At 56.8% G+C, this 21011-nt stretch carries 18 protein-coding genes; 8 read left to right on the top strand and 10 right to left on the bottom strand.

What is annotated here, in order from left to right; translation table 11 throughout:
* Positions 1-14: 14 nt before the first annotated feature.
* Positions 15-224: a heavy-metal-associated domain-containing protein gene (locus NQ012_RS07145; RefSeq protein WP_257066915.1), complete on the bottom strand. Its 210-nt coding sequence runs from the start codon at positions 222-224 to the stop codon at positions 15-17.
* Between the two features lie 279 nt (positions 225-503).
* Entirely contained in the window at positions 504-1403 is a 900-nt protein-coding gene (gene prmB / locus NQ012_RS07140) for a 50S ribosomal protein L3 N(5)-glutamine methyltransferase (RefSeq protein ID WP_257066914.1), read from the bottom strand.
* Between the two features lie 144 nt (positions 1404-1547).
* On the opposite strand from prmB, the gene glmM reads away from it, so the two are divergent.
* The 3 genes from glmM to speB all read left to right on the top strand — a co-directional run bounded on the left by glmM (position 1548) and on the right by speB (position 4910).
* The gene (glmM, locus tag NQ012_RS07135; protein ID WP_257066913.1) at positions 1548-2909 is read left to right on the top strand and encodes a phosphoglucosamine mutase; all 1362 of its coding nucleotides are present in this window, start codon (positions 1548-1550) and stop codon (positions 2907-2909) included.
* A 191-nt stretch (positions 2910-3100) separates the two neighbouring features.
* Positions 3101-3793, top strand: coding sequence for a DedA family protein (locus tag NQ012_RS07130; RefSeq protein WP_257066912.1), 693 nt, complete (start codon positions 3101-3103; stop codon positions 3791-3793).
* A gap of 97 nt (positions 3794-3890) precedes the next feature.
* The gene (speB, locus tag NQ012_RS07125) at positions 3891-4910 is read left to right on the top strand and encodes an agmatinase (RefSeq protein WP_257066911.1); all 1020 of its coding nucleotides are present in this window, start codon (positions 3891-3893) and stop codon (positions 4908-4910) included.
* A gap of 241 nt (positions 4911-5151) precedes the next feature.
* On the opposite strand, the gene NQ012_RS07120 is transcribed toward speB, so the two are convergent.
* Entirely contained in the window at positions 5152-6453 is a 1302-nt protein-coding gene (locus tag NQ012_RS07120; protein WP_257066910.1) for an N-acetylmuramoyl-L-alanine amidase, read from the bottom strand.
* The gene (gene tsaE, locus NQ012_RS07115) at positions 6441-6911 is read right to left on the bottom strand and encodes a tRNA (adenosine(37)-N6)-threonylcarbamoyltransferase complex ATPase subunit type 1 TsaE (RefSeq protein WP_085365756.1); all 471 of its coding nucleotides are present in this window, start codon (positions 6909-6911) and stop codon (positions 6441-6443) included. The genes NQ012_RS07120 and tsaE overlap by 13 nt, the downstream gene beginning before the upstream one ends.
* Positions 6912-7145: 234 nt before the next feature.
* Between tsaE and murI the strand changes: the two genes are divergently transcribed.
* The gene (gene murI / locus NQ012_RS07110) at positions 7146-7958 is read left to right on the top strand and encodes a glutamate racemase (protein WP_257066929.1); all 813 of its coding nucleotides are present in this window, start codon (positions 7146-7148) and stop codon (positions 7956-7958) included.
* Between the two features lie 162 nt (positions 7959-8120).
* Here murI and NQ012_RS07105 read toward each other — a convergent pair whose 3' ends face one another.
* Both NQ012_RS07105 and NQ012_RS07100 read right to left on the bottom strand, forming a co-directional pair.
* Positions 8121-10334: a RelA/SpoT family protein gene (locus NQ012_RS07105; protein ID WP_257066909.1), complete on the bottom strand. Its 2214-nt coding sequence runs from the start codon at positions 10332-10334 to the stop codon at positions 8121-8123.
* Positions 10335-10515: 181 nt separating this feature from the next.
* Positions 10516-10992 (bottom strand): FxsA family protein, encoded by a 477-nt coding sequence (locus NQ012_RS07100; RefSeq protein ID WP_257066908.1) that lies wholly within the window; start codon positions 10990-10992, stop codon positions 10516-10518.
* A 219-nt stretch (positions 10993-11211) separates the two neighbouring features.
* Here NQ012_RS07100 and NQ012_RS07095 point away from each other — a divergent pair, with 219 nt between their 5' ends.
* Positions 11212-11922 (top strand): M23 family metallopeptidase, encoded by a 711-nt coding sequence (locus NQ012_RS07095; RefSeq protein WP_257066907.1) that lies wholly within the window; start codon positions 11212-11214, stop codon positions 11920-11922.
* Between the two features lie 468 nt (positions 11923-12390).
* Here NQ012_RS07095 and NQ012_RS07090 read toward each other — a convergent pair whose 3' ends face one another.
* Complete coding sequence (locus NQ012_RS07090; protein ID WP_257066906.1) at positions 12391-13389, bottom strand: hypothetical protein; 999 nt, start codon at positions 13387-13389, stop codon at positions 12391-12393.
* A gap of 391 nt (positions 13390-13780) precedes the next feature.
* On the opposite strand from NQ012_RS07090, the gene NQ012_RS07085 reads away from it, so the two are divergent.
* The 3 genes from NQ012_RS07085 to NQ012_RS07075 all read left to right on the top strand — a co-directional run bounded on the left by NQ012_RS07085 (position 13781) and on the right by NQ012_RS07075 (position 17364).
* Positions 13781-15127: a DUF2868 domain-containing protein gene (locus NQ012_RS07085; protein WP_257066905.1), complete on the top strand. Its 1347-nt coding sequence runs from the start codon at positions 13781-13783 to the stop codon at positions 15125-15127.
* An 87-nt stretch (positions 15128-15214) separates the two neighbouring features.
* On the top strand, positions 15215-16546 hold the full coding sequence (locus NQ012_RS07080) for a DUF3482 domain-containing protein (RefSeq protein WP_257066904.1): 1332 nt from the start codon (positions 15215-15217) through the stop codon (positions 16544-16546).
* A gap of 137 nt (positions 16547-16683) precedes the next feature.
* Positions 16684-17364 carry an IS1595 family transposase gene (locus tag NQ012_RS07075; RefSeq protein WP_257066902.1) on the top strand — a complete coding sequence of 227 codons (681 nt, stop codon included), beginning with the start codon at positions 16684-16686 and terminating at the stop codon, positions 17362-17364.
* Positions 17365-17575: 211 nt separating this feature from the next.
* On the opposite strand, the gene NQ012_RS07070 is transcribed toward NQ012_RS07075, so the two are convergent.
* From NQ012_RS07070 to trpA, 3 genes are all read right to left on the bottom strand, one after another.
* Positions 17576-18967 (bottom strand): calcium-binding protein, encoded by a 1392-nt coding sequence (locus tag NQ012_RS07070; RefSeq protein ID WP_257066901.1) that lies wholly within the window; start codon positions 18965-18967, stop codon positions 17576-17578.
* 226 nt (positions 18968-19193) lie between these two features.
* A complete protein-coding gene (gene accD / locus NQ012_RS07065; RefSeq protein ID WP_257066900.1) occupies positions 19194-20063 on the bottom strand; it encodes an acetyl-CoA carboxylase, carboxyltransferase subunit beta in 870 nt (289 codons plus the stop codon).
* Positions 20064-20089: 26 nt separating this feature from the next.
* A complete protein-coding gene (trpA, locus tag NQ012_RS07060) occupies positions 20090-20884 on the bottom strand; it encodes a tryptophan synthase subunit alpha (protein WP_257066898.1) in 795 nt (264 codons plus the stop codon).
* Positions 20885-21011 lie beyond the last annotated feature (127 nt).

Here is a 21011-nt window from a genome sequence, read left to right as displayed (position 1 = left end):
CGTTTCAGCCTGTGTTACAGCGAGGCATCGAAGCCCGCGTCTTCCACCGCTTCGATTAAGGCGGCGGTTTGGATTTTGCCGGCATCGAAAGTAATCACGGCATTGGCGTTTTCCAAGCTCACTTCGGCCTTTTCCACGCCGTTTAGGTTTTCCAAAACTTTGGTAACGCTGCTAACGCAGCCGCCGCAGGTCATGCCGCCGATGTTGAGGGTAATGGTGTTCATAATGTTCTCCGTGATAAGTGGGGTGAGGGTTTAACTATAAACCTTGACGTATGGTGAAGGTCAAGCGGGCAGAGGGTTAGGGTGTGTTGCGAAAAAACGCAGCGGTTTTTAAAGCATCTGTTGCCTCCAAACTTGAGCCGGGTATAACGAAAAACAAGGGTTTCGTGCTTCGATAAGGTTTGGCGGCAAAGGTATTTGGCTGTGGAAACCGAAAGGCCGTCTGAAATATTCAGACGGCCCGGGCATATTTTGCATATGTTTTTGATATTTGGGTGAGGACTATTCTCCACCCAAAAGCTGTTCGCGCGTGAGCAGGAACACGAAGCCGTCGCCGCCGCTGGTTTCCAACCAAGTGAACGGCAGTTCGGGATAAGCAGCTTCCAGCACGTCGCGGTTATGGCCGATTTCAACCAGCAGCACACCTTTGGGGTTTAAGAATTTGGCGGCCTGCAAGATGATTTCGCGGGTGGCGTCGAGACCGTCCGAACCGCTGCCCAGGGCCAGTTCCGGCTCGTGCAGGTATTCTTCGGGCAGTTCGGCCACCGATTCGGCATCAACATAAGGCGGGTTGGAAACGATTAAATCGTATGTGCCTTCCAACCCTTCAAACAAATCGGTGTGGATCAGGTTGATGCGCTCTTCGAGGCCGTAGCTTTCGATGTTGACGGCGGCCACTTCCAAGGCATCAAGGCTTAAATCGACCGCGTCGATTTCGGCGGCGGGGTAGTGGTGCGCCATTTGGATGGCCAGGCAGCCGCTGCCGGTGCACAAATCCAGCGCGCGGTGCACCAGCTCTTCGTGTTCTATCCACGGCAGCAGCGGTTCGCCTAAAAGCTCGTAAACAAACGAACGCGGCACGATAACGCGCTCGTCGACATAAAAATCAAACTCGCCCTGCCAAGCCTGATGGGTGAGGTAGGCCACGGGGATGCGTTCGGTTACGCGTCGCTCGATCAGGCCGAGCACTTCTTCTTTTTCGGCACTCAGCAGCTTGGCGTCGAGATAGGGTTCGAGCGTGTCTAACGGCAGGTTGAGGGTGTGCAGTATCAGATAGGCGGCTTCGTCGTGGGCGTTGTCGCTGCCGTGGCCGAAATGCAGCCCGGCTTCGTTGAAACGGCTTACGGCAAAGCGCAGGATGTCGCGCACGGTGGTGAGGTGTTTGGCGGCTTCGGAAAACATGGGGCAATCCGTGGGTTGGAAGAAAACGCGATTATAGCCGATTCGGTTTCAGACGGCCTGCAAACAGCAAAACCTTGTAAACCGCTGGATACCGCGGCAGGGCTGCTTTACAATAGCAGCTTCAATTTAACGGAGGTTTTTTATATGGCAAAGAAATATTTTGGCACCGACGGTGTGCGCGGCGAAGTGGGTCAGTTTCCGATTACCCCCGATTTTGTATTGAAGCTCGGTTATGCCGCAGGCCAGGTGCTGGTTCAGCACGACAGCGAACACAAGCCTACCGTGATTATCGGTAAAGACACCCGTATTTCCGGCTATATGCTCGAAGCCGCATTGGTGGCCGGTTTTACCGCCGCCGGCGTCAACGTTATCCAAACCGGCCCGCTGCCCACGCCCGGCGTGGCCTATCTCACGCGCGCGCTGCGCCTGTCGGCCGGCGTGATGATTTCCGCATCGCACAATGTTTATTCCGACAACGGCATCAAATTTTTCGCCGAAGGCGGCGTGAAACTTTCCGACGAAATCGAGTTGGAAATCGAAGCCAAACTCGACGAAGAAATGAAAACCCTGCCTTCCGACAAACTCGGCCGCGCCCGCCGCGTGAACGGTGCCGACGACCGCTATATCGAATTCTGCAAATCCACTTTCCCCGCCAACCTCGATCTGCGCGGCCTGAAACTGGTGGTGGACACCGCCAACGGCGCGGGTTACGACGTTGCACCCAAAGTATTCCACGAGCTGGGTGCGAAAGTGGTGGCCATCGGCAACGAACCCGACGGCTACAACATCAACGAAAAATGCGGCGCCACCCATCCGAAAGCCTTGCAGGCGGCGGTGCTGCAAAACGAAGCCGACTACGGCATTGCGCTCGACGGCGACGGCGACCGCCTGATTATGGTGGATAAAAACGGCAAGGTTTACGACGGCGACAGCCTGATTTACGTGATTGCCAAAGCCCGCGCCCGCGAAGGCGTGGAAATCGGCGGCGTGGTCGGCACCGTGATGACCAATATGGCGATGGAGCTGGCCCTGAAAGAGCAGGGCGTTGCCTTCTGCCGCGCCAAAGTGGGCGACCGCTATGTGCTCGAGCAGTTGCACCAGCGCGGCTGGCTGATCGGCGGCGAAGCCAGCGGCCATATTCTGTGCATGGACAAACACAACACCGGCGACGGCATCATTTCGGCCCTGCAAGTGTTGGCCGCGCTGCGCATTCTGAAGCAGGACCTGATGACCGTGTGTTCCGACTGGCAGGCGTTTCCGCAAACCATGATCAATGTGCGCATTCAAAAAGGGCAGGATTGGCAGAGCGCTTCGAAAGATGTGCTGGCCGAAGTGGAAAAAGAGCTTGAAGGCAAAGGCCGCGTGGTGTTGCGCGCTTCGGGCACCGAGCCTGTGGTGCGCGTGATGGTGGAAGCCCGCCAGATCGATCAGGCCAAGAAAGGGGCGGAACGCATTGCCGCCGCCATTCAGGGCGCGGCGGAGCCTGCGGCAAAAGCCAAGAAATAAGCACGGCTTGTTTTCAGACGGCCTGCGGGAAAAATTTGGAAAGATTGTTTTCAAACCGCAGTTGCCCGAAATGCGGTGCGGCCGTCTGAAAAAAAGCGGCAAAGCAGGGAAATGGTGGTATGAACTAATCCACTTTAAAAAATAAGTACAGCAGATTCCATACAATCAAACCAATAAGGAACACAAGCATTATGCTTGCGATTTTAGAAGCGTTTTTTATCCAATACGGTTACGCGGCGGTGTTTTTGGTGCTGCTGGCGTGCGGCTTCGGCGTGCCGATACCCGAAGACGTTACTTTGGTGGCCGGCGGCGTGATTTCCGGCCTGGGCTATACCAACGTGCATATTATGGTGGCGGTGGGTATGCTCGGCGTGTTGGTGGGCGACGGCCTGATGTTTGCCGCCGGCCGCGTGTTCGGCCATAAGATTTTGAAAGTGCGCTTTATCGCCCGCGTGATGACGCCGAAACGCTATGCGCAAGTGCAGGAAAAATTCGATAAATACGGCAACCGCGTTTTGTTTGCCGCCCGCTTCCTGCCCGGCCTGCGCACGCCGATTTTTATCACCGCCGGCATCAGCCGCAAAGTTTCTTACCTGCGCTTTTTGATTATGGACGGCCTGGCCGCGCTGATTTCGGTGCCGGTGTGGGTGTATCTCGGCTCGTACGGAGCCGAGAACCGCGAATGGCTGATGCACAAAGTGCACCAGTTCCAATCGGGGCTGTTCGTTTTAATCGGCATTGGCGCGGTGGTGCTGCTGTATTTCTGGTGGAAGAAACGCCAACGCCAACGCTTTTTCCGCGAGCATATCCGCAGCATCCGTGCCAAACGCAAAGAGCGCAAGGCTGCGCGCAAGGCGGCGGAAGCGGAAAAACAGGCCGATTGACAGTGTATTCAAAAAAAGGGTTTTCAGGCCGTCTGAAAGCCTTTTTCTCTTTTCAGACGGCCTGAACATATTTATTTTTTGCAAGAGGGCAGACAACATGAACGGAAAAATCTACGGCGACGGCGCGTTCCGCCGCGAAACGCTGCAAGGTTCCACCATCGAAAACACCTATGCCGGCGCCTTATCGTTTATGCGCCGCCGCTACACCCGCGATTTGGCCGGTGTCGATGTGGTGGTGTCGGGCGTGCCGCTCGACCTGGCCACCACCTTCCGCCCCGGCGCACGCTTGGGTCCCGCCGCCATCCGTGCCGCCAGCGTGCAACTGGCCGAACTGAACCTGTTTCCGTGGGGGTTCGACCCGTTCGACGATTTGGCCGTTATCGATTACGGCGACTGTTGGTTCGACGCCCACCAACCGTGGACGATACGCGAAACCATCAAACAGCACGCGCTCGACATTATCACCAACAGCAACGCCAAAATGCTCACTTTCGGCGGCGACCATTTCATCACCTATCCATTATTGCAGGCGCACGCCGAAAAATACGGCAAGCCCTTGAGCCTCTTGCATTTCGACGCCCATTGCGACACTTGGCCCGACGACGCGCCCGAATCGCTCAACCACGGCACCATGTTTTACAAAGCCATTAAAGACGGCCTGATCAACCCGCACACTTCCGCACAAGTCGGCATCCGCACTTGGAACAGCGACTTTATGGGCATGAATATGCTGTTTGCGCCGTGGGTGAATGAAAACGGTATCGAAGCCACCGTCAAACGCATTTACGACATCATCGGCAACCACCCCGTTTACATCACCTTCGATATCGACTGCCTCGACCCCGCGTTCGCCCCCGGCACTGGCACTCCCGTTCCCGGCGGCCTCAATTCGCACACCGCGCTGGGCATTATCCGCGCGCTGGGCAATTTGAATATCGTCGGTATGGACGTGGTGGAAGTTTCACCGGCCTACGATAACGCCGAAATCACCGCCATCGCCGCCGCCCACGTTGCCGCCGATATGCTGTGCTTGATGCGCAATAAGAAAGTGGAAAGTGGCGGGGGCGCTGTAACCGTGCCGTTTTTCCGGCAGGCTGGCGAAATCTGCCCCAACTGAGGCTTTTTCAGAATCGTTTCAATACCCGGCAAACGCTTATGTGCCGTCATGCCCACCAGAGGGGAATGACGGCACATAAATTTTTTGTGATGCTTTTTTGGGTTTTATAAAGTTTCAGGCCGTCTGAAAATACCTGTTTGCCGTTATTGGCTTGGCAAGGCCGCTGTACTGCCTCTGTATAAACAGGAGTAACGGCGGCGGATATTTTCAGACGGCCTGATCAGGTCTTGCAGAGAGGCTGCTACCTGCGCGCCAAAACGGCTTTGTTCAAATAAGCTTTCACGCCGTCGGCGATGGCCTGCGCGCTTTTCTGGCGGAATGAAGAGCTGGCCAGCAGGCGCTCCTCGGTGGGGTTGGAGATAAAGGCGGTTTCCACCAGAATCGAAGGGATGTCGGGCGCGCGCAAAACGGCGAAGTTGGCCTGATCGACATGGCCTTTGTGCAGTTTGTTGAGTTTGCCCAACTCGCCCAACACGTTGCGGCCGAGCGCCATGCTGTCTTTGATGGTGGCGGTTTGGGTCATATCGAGCAGGGCGCTGTCCACTTGGCGGTTGCCCACTTTTTGCACGCCGCCGATCAAGTCGGCGCTGTTTTGGGTTTGGGCGAGAAAGCGGGCGGCGGCGCTGGTGGCGCCTTTGGTGCTGAGTGCGTAAACGCCGGTGCCGCGTGCGCTGGGGCTGGTGAAGGCGTCGGCATGGATAGACACGAACACGTCGGCCTTAAGCTGGCGGGCTTTGGCCACGCGCACGCCCAGCGGGATAAAGATGTCTTCGTTGCGGGTCATGTAGGTGCGGTAGCCCATGGCATCGAGGCGTTTTTTGGTTTCGCGGGCGATGGAAAGCACCACGTCTTTTTCGCGCAGGCCGCTGCCGCCGATGGCGCCCGGGTCTTCGCCGCCGTGGCCGGGGTCGAGCACGATAACGGGGCGGCGGTCGTGGCGGCGCGGGGAGGAAGGCGTGGAAGGCGGCGGGGTGTCGTCGATGATAACGGGCTGCCGCTCGCGCACGGGCGGGGTGCTGCCGGTGCCGTCGCTGCGGATTTTACCTTGCGAATAATCGTTCAAGAGCGCCATCAGGGGGTCGTCGGCTTCGGCTGCCAGCGCGGTGGCGGCGGAGGGGTATAAATCCATCACCAGGCGGTGGCGGAAGTTGGCCACGGGGGCGAGAGTGAACACCTGCGGGTTGGCGGGTTGTTTGAGGTCGATAACCACGCGCACGGTGGTGGCGGTGTTTTGGCCGACGCGTATGCTGCGGATGTAGGGGTCGTTGCGCTGCACTTTGGTGGCCATGCCCTGCAATACGCTGTTGAGTGTGGCGCCTTCGATGTCGACGACCAAACGGGCGGGGTTGTCGAGCGCGAAGTGTTTGTATTTGAGGGATTGCGAAGATTCGAGCGTGATGCGGGTGTAGGCGCTGGCGGGCCAGATGCGCACGGCTACGAACTGCGGGGCGGCGGCTTTGGCGAGCGCGCCGATAGGGGTAAGGGTAAACAATAAGCCCGCCGCAGCGCGGCGGACGATTTGGCGGCGTGTTAATTTAACCATGTTTCTAAACTTTTCTTGCCTTTTTCGGTGTGTGCGGTCAGCGTGCATTTGCGGCCCGTGCCGTCGTGTTCGAGCATAACCGTAAGGTCGGCGGCGGGCACGAAAGTTCCGCCCTGTTGCGGCCATTCGATCAGGCACAGGCAGTTGGAGGCGAATAAGTCGTCCAAGCCCGCATCCTGCCATTCTTCGGGTGAAGCGAAGCGGTAGAGGTCGAAATGGTGCAGCAGGGTGAAGCGGGGCAGGGGGTAGGATTCGACGATGGTGTAGGTGGGGCTTTTTACCGCACCTTTATAACCGGCGCCGCGCAGCAGGCCGCGGGTGAAAGTGGTTTTGCCTGCGCCCAAATCGCCTTGCAGATACACCACCAAGGGCGGCATAACGGTGGCGGCCCAGCTTTCGCCCAGTTGCAGCGTGGCATCTTCGTCGGGCAGGAAACGGGTAATCGTTGCCAAATCCATATCGGTTTCTCGCTTGCGGTCAGTATTGATGAAAATATCAGGCCGAATTATCCGTCAATTCAGATGGCTTGGAAACCGTAAAAAACGATAAATTGGATTAAGAAGCCGTTACGGCGGCCTTCGGCGCCAACCGAAGCGGGTATGGCGGGGGGCGGAAACGGTGTACAATCGCACACCGTAAATCAATCACAGAAAGGCCGTCTGAAAAAGTTTTCAGACGGCCAAACCGCAAATATGAACAACACCACCAAACAACGCCCCATCGGGGTATTCGATTCCGGCGTGGGCGGCTTAACCAACGTGCGCGCGCTGATGGAGCGGCTGCCGATGGAAAACATCGTTTATTTCGGCGACACCGCCCGCGTGCCCTATGGCGTGAAATCGCGCGCCACCATTGAAACCTTCACTTCGCAAATCGTTGATTTTCTGCTGCAAAACGAGGTGAAGGCATTGGTGATTGCCTGCAACACCATTGCCGCCGTTGCCGGGCAGAAAGTGCGTTCGGCGGCGGGCAATATGCCTGTGCTCGACGTGATCACCGCCGGAGCCGAAGCGGCGCTGCAAACCACCCGCAACGGCCACATCGGCATCATCGCCACCAGCACCACCGTTAACAGCAACGCCTACGCCCGCGCCATCCACAGCCGCAACCCCGATGCGCGCGTACAGTCGCAGGCCTGCCCGCTGCTGGTGCCGCTGGTGGAAGAGGGCTGGCTCGATCACGAAGTTACCCGTTTGACCGCCCGCGAATATCTGAAACCCCTGCTGGCCGACGATATCGACACGCTGGTGTTGGGCTGCACCCACTATCCGCTGTTAAAGCCGTTGCTGCGAGAAGAAGCGCTGGGGGTAACGCTGGTGGATTCCGCACTAACCACCGCCGAAGCCGCCGCCAAAGCACTGGCCGGGGCCGACTTGCTCAACACCTGTAATACCGCACCCGACTACCGCTTTTATGTGAGCGACATCCCCTTGCGTTTCCGCACCATAGGCGAGCGCTTTTTGGGGCGCAGCATGGATCAGATTGAAATGGTTTCGCTGGGTTAGGGCATTTGGATTTTGATTGGCAACAGGCCGTCTGAAAAAGTTTTCAGACGGCCTGTTGCATTTAATATGGCAAAACCACTTGCTTAATAACCGTTTCGTCATACTCGGGCTTAACCCGAGTATGACGGCGGTTGGGTATTTCAGACGGCGGTTGCCTTTAAATCACAGCCGCGTAACGCTCAACACGCCTTTTACCTCGGCCAGGCTGGCCAGCACGCGCGGCAGGTCGCCTACTTGGCGCACTTCCAGCGTGAAACGCATACTCGCTTCCAAATCGCGGCTTTGGGTTTGCACGGCGGTAACGTTGAGTTTGTGGCGGGCGAGCGTGTCGGAAACGTCGCGCAGCAGGCCGCTGCGGTCTTGGGCGCGGATTTCCACGTCCACGGCGAAAACCTGCCCTTCCTGAGCCTGCGCCCAAGCGGCGGTGAGCACTTTGTCGGGCGACTGTTCGGCCAGATGCTTGAACGAAGGGCAGTTGCTGCGGTGCACCGAAATACCCCGTTCGCGGGTAACGAAGCCGACGATGTCGTCGGGCGGGGCGGGTTTGCAGCATTTGGCCAGCGTGGTCATCAGGCCGTCTTCACCGTCGATCAGCACGCCGTTTTTGCCGCCTTTTTTGATTTTCGACTGTTTGACGATGGTGGTTTCGTTCAGGGGCGGCGGGGGCGGCTCGACCAGCGTACCGCAGGCTTTCTGAATGGCGCGCGGCGACACTTCGCCTTGGCCGACGGCGGTGTAGAGGTCGTCGATTTTCTTAAAGCCCAGCTTTTCGGCCAAGTCTTGCAGGTTGGGTTTGGGCGACACTTTAACCAGTTGTTTTTCAAGCTGGTTGCGGCCGTTTTCGCGTACGGCGTCGGCATTTTGCTGGCGGATGAAGGCGCGGATTTTGCTGATGGCTTTGTTGGATTTCACCCAGCCTTCGTAAAGCCAGTTCACCGAGGGCGAGCCTTCTTTGGCGGTGATGATTTCTACGCGCTGGCCGTTTTCGAGCGGGGTGGAAAGCGGCACGATCTGGCCGTCGACTTTGGCGCCGCGGCAGCGGTCGCCGACGCTGCTGTGCAGGGCGTAGGCAAAGTCGATGGGGGTGGAGCCGGTGGGCAGCGACAACACTTTGCCGTGCGGCGTGAGCACATAGATGGTATCGTTGAAAAGCTCGGTTCGGAAGGCACCGGCCAAATCTTCGCGGTCGTTGTCGGCCATGTTTTCGCGCCATTCGAGCAGTTGGCGCAGCCAGGCGATTTTCTGCTCGTAGGCGCTGTCGCCCCTGCCGCCTTCTTTATAGCGCCAGTGGGCGGCCACGCCGAATTCGTTGAACTGGTGCATATCGAAGGTGCGGATTTGCACTTCCACGCCTTTGTCTTCGGGGCCGACCACCACCGTGTGCAGGCTTTTGTAGCCGTTGCCTTTGGGTTGGGCGATGTAGTCGTCGAACTCGCCGGGCACGGGCTGCCATAAGCTGTGGACGATGCCGAGCGTGGTATAGCACTCGGGGATGGTGTCCACCAGAATGCGCACGGCGCGGATATCGTAAAGCCCGTCGAAGCCGAGCTTTTTCTTCACCATTTTTTTATAAATGGAATAAATGTGCTTGGGGCGGCCGGCTACGTCGTAGTGGATTTGGTATTTATCAAGCTCGGTGCGCAGGGTTTTCAGAAAGTGTTCGATATATTCGAGCCGCTCGGTGCGTTTTTCGTCGAGCAGGCGGGCGATTTCTTTGTATTTTTCGGGATTTTGGTGGCGGAAGCCCAAATCTTCGAGCTGCCATTTGAGCTGCCACACGCCCAGGCGGTTGGCGAGCGGGGCGAAAATATCCAGCGTTTCTTTGGCCAGCGCGCGTTTGTCTTCGCTGTCGGGCAGCGTGCCGATAAACTGCATGGTGCGGGTGCGCAGCGCAAGTTTGATGAGCACCACGCGGATGTCGCTCACCATCGCCAGCAACATTTTGCGCATGGTTTCGGCCTGTTGGGCGCGCTCTTCCGGCGTGGCGAGGCTGTCGACGCGGGCGAAGTGGGTGAGTTTCTGCACTTCGTCGATGCCCTTCACCAGGCTGCACACGGTGGCGCCACATTTTTCGGTAACCGTTTCCTGCCAGTTGGCGGCGAACGAAGAAATATCGGTGAGTATGGTGGCGGCCATCGCTTCAGGCAGCAAATCCATATCGGCCACCATCTGCGCCGCGCCCAGCACGTTGCTTAACAGCGGTTCGCCGTTGGGGGTAAGGGCGTCGACAGGGTAATGCGCTTCGGCCAGTTTGCGGGCGTTGAGCAGGATTTGGGCATCATTGTCGTTTAAGCCGGCGATGTAGCCGCCGAGCCATTTGTGGTAATTATCGAGATCCGGCGCGATGCTGCTGGGTGCTTGTTTGACGTTATTCATAGAATTCCCCGATAAAGCTGATATGGAGCGGCTATTGTATAGCATAGCCGGCGGGTTTTGAACCGAGGCCGTCTGAAATAACCCGATGCCGCCGTATGGCTTGGCGTCTTTGAAAAGTTGCAGGCCGTCTGAAAAAGTTTTCAGACGGCCTGTGTATGTTGTTTCAAATGCGGCGTAACAATCAATCGGGTTTGTGTTCGATGTAATCCTGTTTTTGTTTTTCAGACGGCGTGGTAACGGTGTATTCGCCTTCGATGATGTCGCCGCCGCCCGGGGCGTGGCGGAAAGGGTTGTTGGCGTTGCCGAAAGTGCCGCCCATGGTATTCATTTGGGCAATCGGCTTGCCTTTGATCGGCAGCAGCAGAACCAGGGCGATAACCAGCGACACGAAGCCGGGACTCATCAGCAGCAGCGCCGCAACCGCATAACGGATGGGCCACAGCATTTGGTAGAGCGAAATTTCACCGCCGTTTTTCATGGCGGAACCGGCCAGCAGCACGCCCGAGATGCCGGTGTGGCGCAGCATCATCACGCCTGCGATAAAGCTCAACACCATCAGCGCAAGTGTGGCGCCGCCGCCCAGCCAGTCGGCCACCCATACGATAGACATGATTTCCAAAAACAACAGCACCAGAAAACCGATACCGAAAAATCGCATTGTGCAAACTCCTTGTTATTTATTGTGTTGCCGCGCAAAAAGCAGAACGGCGGCGCGGCCGGGGTGCCGCTTTCGGTAAAATAAAGCCTGAAAGGCGCGCTTTCAAGCATTTTTGATGTGAAAACGGGTAAAATACGCGCGGTAAAAACAAGTAAAGCCTCAAACAAAAGGCCGCGCGGGCATTCGGGCGGCCGCCGAAATTTGCTATCCTTACGCCCCATGAATACACAAACAGCTTATCCGTCTAAATTGAAAACCCTCCTGCTTGCCGCTGCCGTGTCGGTTTTGGCAGCCTGCGCAGGCACTTCTTCAACCGCCACCGGCCCCGTTCCCGAAGGGCATTACCGCGTGCAAAGCGGAGACAACCTTTACCGCATCGGCCTGCGTTTCGGCCAAAGCGCGCAAACGCTGGCCGCTTGGAACAATTTGAGCGACCCCACCAAAATCGAAGTCGGCCAAGTGTTGCGCGTGCGCCCGAAAGGCGGCTCCGGTTCTGCTTCAACCTCGGCGCGCGCATCGGCCGACGTTTCTGCAAGGGAAACCACCGTCGCCCCCACCAACCGCCTGAACCTGCAATGGCCGGTGGACAACGGCAGCGCCAACGTTATCGCGCCTTATAACGGCGGCTCCAACAAAGGTATCGACATCGGCGGCGAAGCCGGCACGCCGGTGAAATCGGCGGCGGCAGGCAAGGTGCTGTATGCCGGCGAAGGTTTGCGCGGCTACGGCAAGCTGATTTTAATCAGCCACAACAGCAGCACGCTGACGGCCTATGCCCACAACCAGAGCATTTCGGTGCAGAAAGACCAAACCGTGCAGGCGGGGCAGGTTATCGGCACGATGGGCGACACCGATGCCGACCGCGTGAAACTGCACTTCGAGGTGCGGATTAACGGCAAGGCAGTCAATCCGATGCCTTATCTGAATTAGCCTTTTCCAATCTTTCAATATTTATTCAGGCCGTCTGAAACGTTTCAGACGGCCTGAGGCTTTTATAAAATTAAATTCATGAACACTTTAAAAATCTGCGTCATACTCGGGCTTGACCCGAGTATCTTTTGTTAAAAAAAGAAACAGCAGATACTCGGGTCAAGCCCGAGTATGACGGGATTTAAGTATTTCAGACGGCCTGAGACCTTTGCAAAAAACCAAGTCAAACCTAAAAACGTTTGCATCTCGTCATTCCCGCGCAGGCGGGAATCCGGTCTTAAAGCCATCAAGTATTTTATTTCAATAACTTATGAAAAAAACGACTGGATTCCCGCCTGCGCGGGGGGAGCGCAGCGGACTTGCGAAGCTAATGACGGTAATTAGGCGTTTCAGACGGCCTAAACAACTTGCAAAGGTCTCGGCCTGAATGAATTTTGCCTTCCGGCATAACCGGGCTGTTTGGGCGGGTTAAAACAAAGCCTCCACCCGCAGCAGCGTGCCGATGTGGTGGCTGCGGTTTTCTTCGCGGTTGTTCAGATAATTGACTTCGGTTTGCACAAACAGCCAGTCGCGCCAAACGGGCTGGCGCCAGCCTGCAAACGGGCCGTAGCTGTTGAGTTTGGCTTTTTTGGCTTCGATGTTGCCGCCCGTGTAAATGCCGTAGGTTAACCGTTTGTGGCCGGGCAGGTTGTGCTGGCGGTAGAGGCTGTTGCCCCAAGTCCATTCTTCCTCGTCGTCGTGGGTATATTGCAGGTGGAGCTGGTTGGCGGTGAAGGTGTTGCCTTCGGGAAAACGGCGCACTTCCCAGTTGGTGCGCACATAATGTTTGCTGTCGATGCCGTAGCGGTAGATTTGTTCGAGGCGGGTGCTGAAATCGCCGCCGAGCTGCCAGTCTTTGCTGCCTTTGAGGCGCAGGTAGATGTCGTCGCCGGAGCGTATGCCGATGTCGGCGTCGGTGTCGATGCCGGTGCGTTTGCTCACGTCGGACCAGCGCAGCGCCAGCGACGAGTTGCTTTCGCGGCTTTGGGTTTTATCGAAGGTTTTGCCTTCGGGGTGGATGTTTTCTTCGTAGAGGTGGGCGTTGTTGCGCGGTTCGTTATCCAGCGAATCGTCGCCGAACACCACGTTTAATTTTTGCTGCAACACGGGCAGTTTCACCCGGCCGCGTATGCGCGGTTTCACCGAAAAGTTGTCATATTTGTTCCACTCGGTGTCGAGCATCACGCGCAGGTTGGCATCGGCGGGGTTGTCGGGATCAGGTTCGCCGAACCAATCGTCCATACTGTGCGCCCAAGATTTCAAACGGCTTCTCACCGCACCGTGCCGGCGGTCGACCCAAGTGTTGTTTTCGGGCGCAGGTTCGGCTTCTGCGGCGGGGTTAACGGGCACATATTCGGCGGCTTCATAAGCCCATGCGGCACAAGGCGCGGCAAGCAGCAGCGGGATAAGCAGGCGGCGGGTGTTCATGTTGCGCTCCTTTACAGGTTTTAATGTGGCGATAGATAAACTTTAATGCTTTTAACAGTGAAAGCATACTGCATTTGCCGGCAATATGCCATCGGGCCGCTTGAAAACTGCCGCACAGGCCGAGACCTTTGCAAAAATACCCTGAGTGCCGTCTGAAATGCTTAAATTCCGTCATTCCCGCGTAGGCGGGAATCCAGCCTTTAAACCATCAAGTATTTTATTTCAATAGCTTACGAAAAAAACGACTGGATTCCCGCCTACGCGGGAATGACGATAATCTGATGTTTCAGACGGCCTAAATGAATTTTGCAAGGGTCTCAGGCCGTCTGAAAGCACATGGCGCTGTGTTAGAATAAACAACTTTTTTCAGACGGCCTTACCTCTCGAAACCATGCTCACACCGCCCCGCCAGCTCACCGAACTGGTGCGCCTTTTGCAGGAGCGCGGCTATATTTTCGCCGCCGATCCGCAGCCGCTCACCGAAGGCCTGCGCCATGCCGAAGGCAGCGCCGAAGCCAAACTATGCCGCCGCGCAGAAATGATAGACAGCGACCGCAAGCTGCACGACAGCCTCGAGCGCGTACGCAGCCTGTTTGCCTGGCTGCTGCTGGCCGCCACATTGTTTTGGCTGGTCAGCGGCTTTGCCGGCACCGCAACGCTGATGCAGCAGTCGGGGCTGAACTTCTTCTTCGTGCTCTTTGGCGTGCTCGGTGTGCACACGCTGATGCTGCTGTTATGGCTGGGCAGCGTGCTGCTGCCGCACTTCAAACCGCACGGCTTGTTCGCCAACCCCGCGTTATGGATACGCGGCAAAGACCCGGTTAACCAAGCCATCTTGCGCTTGTATAGCGACGAATGGGGCAAGCCCGCCACCCGCTGGCTGATCGGCCGCACCAGCCACCGCCTGTGGCTCTCCGCCTTAACCGGTATGTTGGCCGCCGTGGTGGTGCTGCTGGCCGTACGCCAATATACCTTCAACTGGGAAAGCACCATTTTAAGCGACGCCGTTTTCGTGCAGGCCGTGCAGGCGCTTGGTTGGCTGCCCGCCCAACTCGGCTTTCCCGTGCCCGATACCGATGCTGTGTTAAACAGCCGTCTGAACAACGACCTTGCCGCCTCACGCCAATGGGGCGGCCTGCTAATCGGCAGCATCGTCTGCTACGGCCTGCTGCCCCGTTTCGCCGCTTGGCTTGCCTGCCACATCCTTTCCCGCCGCAGCATGAGCACGCTGCCGCTCGAAAAACCCTATTACCAGCAAATCATCCAGCAATGGCAGCAGCGCGTGGTAGATGCCGACACCCAAAGCGAAACCGTTGCCGCCGCCCCGCAAATCAGCCTCAGCAACGCCCCCAAATGGGCGGTGATGCTCGATGCCGAATGGACCGACAAAACCTGGTTCCAACACGTTTTAGGACAAGAGTGGCTCGATAAAGGCACCGCCGCCGGCCGCGATGCCGTCGCCGCGCTGAAAGCCGATTTGCAAAATCACCCCGCCCAACTGCTGATCGGCGTGCGCGCCCGCAGCATGCCCGACCGCGGCATCTTGCGCCAACTCACCGCCTTGGCCGAAGCCGCGCAGGGCGGGGCGGTGGTGCAGCTTTTGGCCGAAAAAAACATTTCAGACGGCCTTGAAGACTATTTAAACCAATGGCACGCCGCCCTCACCGAACGCCGCCTGCCGTGGTTGGATCCGCCGCGAATCAGCCAAAGGGAAAGGCTGGGGCAAGAGGCCGTCTGAAAATCCAGGCTGTGGCAATAGGCAGAACTAAAGCTCGATTTACTGCCTACCCAAACCGTTTAAAACAGATTCCGAACAGTTGTCTTTATGCAAAACAAACCCCTATCCCTGGCCGTGGTCGGCCACACCAACACCGGCAAAACCTCGCTGTTGCGCACGCTGTTGCGCGACAGCCGTTTCGGCGAAGTGAAAAACGCGCCCGCCACCACCCGCCATGTGGAGCAGGCGGCGATTAACGACGGCGGCGAGACGCTGGTGTATCTTTACGACACGCCCGGGCTGGAAGATGCGGGCGGCGTGCTCGACTGGCTGGAAGCCAACACTTCTAGCCGTTCGGACGGCATCGAGCGTTTGCAGCAGTTTCTCGAAAGCCCGGAAGCGGCGGGCGATTTCAATCAGGAAGCCAAAGTGCTGCGCCAGCTGCTGCAAAGCGATATGGCGCTGTATGTGGTGGACGCGCGCGAGCCGGTGCTGAACAAATACAAAGACGAACTAACGGTTTTGTCGTGGTGCGCCAAGCCGGTGATGCCGGTGTTCAACTTTATCGGCGGGCAGGATTTGGGCGAATGGACGACGATGCTGGCGCGGCGCACGCTGCACGTTTACAGCGGCTTCGACACCGTGGCCTTTGATTTCGAAGGCGAAATCCGCCTGTGGGATAACTTGGCCACCATGCTGCCCGAACGCGGTATTATTGACCGCCTGATTGCGATGCGCCGCCGCGAATGGCAGCAGCTTGACCGCGAGGCACGCAGCGACATCGCCCATTTCTTGCTCGATGTGGCGGCCTACAAGCAGGAAATCGATGAAGAAGACAATCCCGAGCCGGTGCTGCAAACCATGCAGGCGGTCGTGCGCCAGCTTGAGCGGCAGCTTCAGCAGCAACTGTTCCAAACCTACCGTTTCTACCATAACGAAATCGACACCGGCGAATGGGCGCTTAAGGCGTTCCGCCAAGACCCGTTCGACGCCGATTTGCTGAAAGAATATGGCATCCGCACCGGCACCGGCGCGGCAACAGGCGCGTTAATCGGCTTGGGCGTGGACATGGTTACGCTTGGCGGCTCGCTCGGCTTGGGCACCGCCATCGGCGGCGTGCTCGGCGGCGTGCTGCCGAATATGCAGACGATTACCGACAAACTGTCGGGCAAACAAACCCTGCACATCGACCCGGAAACCCTCACCCTGCTGGCCGCCCGCGCCCTCGATCTGCTCGCCGCCCTGCAAACGCGCGGTCATGCGGCGCAGGCTGAAATCCGGATGCAGAGCGGCAAAACCCCGTGGCAGGCCGCGAAACTGCCGGCCGAACTGAATAAGGCCCGCAGCCAGCCGAAATGGTCGTCGCTTAACACCCATCAGCCCGAACTGAGCCGCCGCGAGCGTGCGGACGCGGTAAAAGGGCTGGCGGCGAAGTTATAAACGGCATAGGGCGTTGGCCGGGTTTGATGGTTCGTTGTTTATATATATATCGTCATACTCGGGCTTGACCCGAGTATCTTTATTTTCTTTTGGGGCTTAGGAAGCAAAATTACCGAATACAGTGATAAGCTTCTGAAATGAAATTAAAAAATAAGTATCAAAAGTTCAGCAAAATTACCGAGCCAAAATTCCGGCAAATCCTACGGCTTTTCTCTTTGGATCTGACAGCTTCCGACACCGCCAAACTGACAGGGATTAGCGCCAGAAGCATCAACAGCCTGTACCTGAAACTACGGCGGCGATTGGCTGGCGAATGTGGGCGGCAGACACCTTTCTGCGGCATAGTGGAGTTGGACGAATCCTATTTCGGTGCAAAACGTATCCGAGGCAAACGCGGGCGCGGTGCAGGCGGTAAAACGATTGTTTTCGGCATACTTAAACGAGGAGACAGGGTTTATACCGAAATCGTTTCCGATGCTTCAAAAGCAGCGTTACAAAAGGTTATCAGAGGACATATCTCTGTCGAGGGCGTCATTAATACTGATGGATGGCGCGGTTATCAGGGGTTGGTCGATATGGGCTTCGCGAAGCATTTCAGAGTGCGTCATGGTGATAATGAATTTGTTCGCGGTACCCGGCATATCAACGGTATCGAATCCTTTTGGAGCTACGCGAAGCATCGCTTGGTACAGTTTAACGGCGTGCCGAAGCATACGTTTTACCTGCATTTAAAAGAAACCGAGTTCTGCTTCAATCACAGGCATGATGATTTGTACAAAGTGCTGTTGGGAATGTTGCGGAAAGATCCTTTAAAATGAATTTTGCTTCCTAAGCCCCTTCTTTTACGCCTTGCTTTGATGGCTTCCAAGGGTTTTTCTAATTTGATAACAAGATACTCGGGTCAAGCCAGATAATGACGGAGTCAAACATTTCAGACGGCCCGAGTGAGTTTTGTAACGGTTTGGGGTTTCATAAAAATCAGGCCGTCTGAAAAATTCAGACGGCCTGTTTGTTTAAGCTATTTCAAACTTAAATAATGCCTTGGGTTTGGGTTTGCTGGGCAATCTGCTCTTGGCTCACCGCAGCATAGCCGGTGTCGATACCGTAGCTGCCGATGGCTTTGTCGATGGCGGCGCTGTTCCATACGGTGCCGTCGTCGAAGTTGAATTCTTCGATGCGGTAGGCGGCGCTTTTAAACCAGTTGCTCACCGTTAAAATATCCTGGCTGTTGGCAGAGATGGTCAAATCGTTGCCTGCGCGCGAGAAGCTCAAATCAGAGGCTTGCAGGCCGTGCCAGAATTCGATGACGTCGTGGTTGCACGGGTCGGTATCGAAATCGCAAATGGTGTCGTGGCCGTAACCTTTGTTGAACACATAGGTGTCGTTGCCTTCGCCGCCATCGAGATAGTCGTTGCCTTCGCCGCCGTCGAGCCAGTCGTTGCCGCCTTTGCCGATGAGGCGGTCGTTGCCGTCCATGCCGCGCAATTTGTTGTTGCCGCCGTTGCCGAGGATTTCGTTGTCGAGGCTGTTGCCGGTGCCGTTGAGGTTGGCCCATTCCATCAGAATCAGGTTTTCAACGTTGTCGGGCAGTTCGTAATCGATGTAGGTGCGCACGGTGTCGGTGCCTTCGCCGGCGTTTTCGATAACGCAGTCACCTGTTTGCTCGACCATGTAAACATCGTTGCCCAAGCCGCCGCGCATGATGTCGTCGCCTGTGCCGCCGTTGAGGTAATCGTTGCCGTTGCCGCCGTAGAGGGTGTCGTTGCCGGCTTGGCCGTAGAGGGTGTCGCCGTTGTTGTCTCCGTGGAGGGTGTCGTCGCCCGCGCCGCCGTAAATTACGTCGGGGCCTGTGTGGCCGAAGATTTCATCGGCTTGGTTAGTGCCGTAAATGGTGTCTTTTTGATCGGTGCCGTGGATTTGGCCGATTTCGTTGGGAATGCCGTTGAGCACGTTACCCGGGTTTTTATCGATGCTGCCGAAGCTGTTGGTGGGGTTGTCGTTGTTGTCTTTGCAGTCTACGCAGTTATCTTTGGAATCGGGATTCGGTTTCGGCTCGGGCTTAGGCTCGGGTTTGGGTTCCGGTTTCGGCTCGGGCTTAGGCTCGGGTTTGGGTTCCGGTTTCGGCTCGGGCTTAGGCTCGGGCTTAGGCTCGGGTTTGGGTTCCGGTTTTGGTTCGGGCTTGGGTTCCGGTTTCGGTTGGGGTTTGGGTTTTACAGGCGGGCAGTGGGGGATGTAGTCTTTGGGAAAGCAGAAAATGTCCCAACCGCCTTTGCCGCCTTTGCCGCCGTGCTGATGATAGCCGTGACCGAAGTGGCCGAAGTAGCTGCCGTAGCTGCCGCCTTGGTAATAGCTTTTGGCCGACGGTGCGCAGAATGCGGCGCTGTAACCTTTATAGCCGTAAGAAGAATAGCCATAGTTCATAATAACACTCCCAAAATGTAGGTTTTGTTGTAAAAGCTGCCCGCAGAGCCGAAGCCTTTACGGGCGGTGTACTTTGAACTTTTATTCTATTCCATCCTTACGCGGATTAGGGATATTCCGATTGAATGGTTTGTTTTTGGAATAAATGGCAATGTATTAACTTATATGAATATTATGCCATTTATTTTATGACGTTGATTTTTCGATATGATGTTCCGGTTAAAGATCAGGCGGCGTGAACAGGTTCTTCGCGGCGCAGCAGGGTAATCAGGTCGGTGATGCGCTGCTTCATTTCTCGGCGGTCGACGATTTGGTCGATGGCACCTTTTTCGAGTAGGAATTCGGCGCGCTGGAAGCCTTCGGGCAGGGTTTCGCGCACGGTCTGCTCAATCACGCGGGGGCCGGCGAAGCCGATCAGGGCATTGGGTTCGGCCATGACGATGTCGCCCAAAAAGGCGAAGCTGGCGGATACGCCGCCCATGGTCGGATCGGTGAGCACCGAAATAAACGGCAGGCTTTTTTCGGAAAGCAGATGCAGGGCGGCGCTGGTTTTGGTCATCTGCATCAGCGAGTTGAGGCCTTCCTGCATACGCGCACCGCCGGATGCGGCCACGCAGATGAAGGTGCAGCGGTCGGCTACGGCGCGGCGCACGCCCTGAACGAAGCGTTCGCCCACCACCGAACCCATCGAGCCGCCGATAAAGCGGAATTCGAAAGCGGCCACGACCACGGGCAGGCCGTTCATGGTGCCTTTCATCACCACCAGTGCATCGTCTTCGCCGGTGGATTTGCGTGCGGCGGTGAGGCGTTCGGGGTATTTTTTGCTGTCTTTGAATTTCAGCATATCTACGGGTTTGACGTTGGCGCCGATTTCTTCGCGGCCGTTTTCATCTAAAAGAATATTGAGGCGCTCGCGGGCGGAAAGGGCGTTGTGGTGGCCGCATTTGGGGCACACTTGCAGGTTTTGCTGCAAATCGGTCGAGTAAAGGGTGGCGGCGCACGAAGGGCATTTGTGCCACAAGCCTTCGGGCACGTTGGATTCGCCTTTGTCGGCGCGCTTGATTTTCGGGGGGAGGATTTTGTCTAACCAGCTCATGTTTGCTCCTTAGTTAGAAGATGTTTTCAGACGACCTGTGCAACGGCGTCTTTTAGCTGTTTCACCAACGCGCCGACGGCTTCTGCTTCGCGGCCGGCGTTGTTTTCGATTTCTTGCACAATGCGGCTGCCGACGATGGCGGCATCGGCAACAGCGGCGATTTTGCGGGCGCTTTCGGCGTTGCTGATGCCGAAACCCACGCCGATGGGCAGGGCAGTATATTTGCGTAAAAGCTCGATTTTACGCGAAACGGCTTCGGTGTCCAACTGTGCGGAGCCGGTTACGCCTTTGAGCGATACATAATATACGAAACCGCTGGCGAGCTTGCCGATGGCGGCCATGCGTGCTTCGCCGGTGGTGGGGGCGACCAGAAAAATGCAGTCCAAGCCGTTTTGCCGCAGGGCATCGTGCAGCGGGGCAATGGTTTCGACGGGCGAATCTACGGTTAACACGCCGTCAACGCCTGCTTCGGCGGCGGCGCGGGCGAATTCGGTATAACCCATTTTATGCACGGGGTTGAGATAGCCCATCAATACCACGGGGGTGGTTTGGTTGGTTTGGCGGAATTCGCGCACCACGGCCAGCACGTCTTTCAACGAAACGCCTTGCGCCAAAGCCCGTTCGGCGGCGCGTTGGATGGTGGGGCCGTCGGCCATCGGGTCGGAAAACGGCACGCCCAGTTCGATTAAATCGGCACCGTTGGCAGCCATACTGTGCATGAGTGCGAGTGTGGTGCGGGTGTCGGGGTCGCCGACGGTGATATACGGAATCAGGGCTTTGTTACCGCCCAGCGCGTTGAAGGTTTGCTGGATTCTGCTCATGGTTCAAGGTGCGGCGGCCTGCGTTTCAGACGGCCTGAAGATAAGGAATAGGAAAGCGGCAAGTATAACATTGCTTTGATTTTGCCTGAACGATAATTTACACAATCCGCGCGCAGGCCGAAAGGCA

The sequence above is a fragment of the Neisseria dentiae genome, assembly GCF_024580525.1.
Classification (GTDB): domain Bacteria; phylum Pseudomonadota; class Gammaproteobacteria; order Burkholderiales; family Neisseriaceae; genus Neisseria; species Neisseria dentiae_A.
This window is presented reverse-complemented; position numbering and strand designations above follow the sequence as displayed.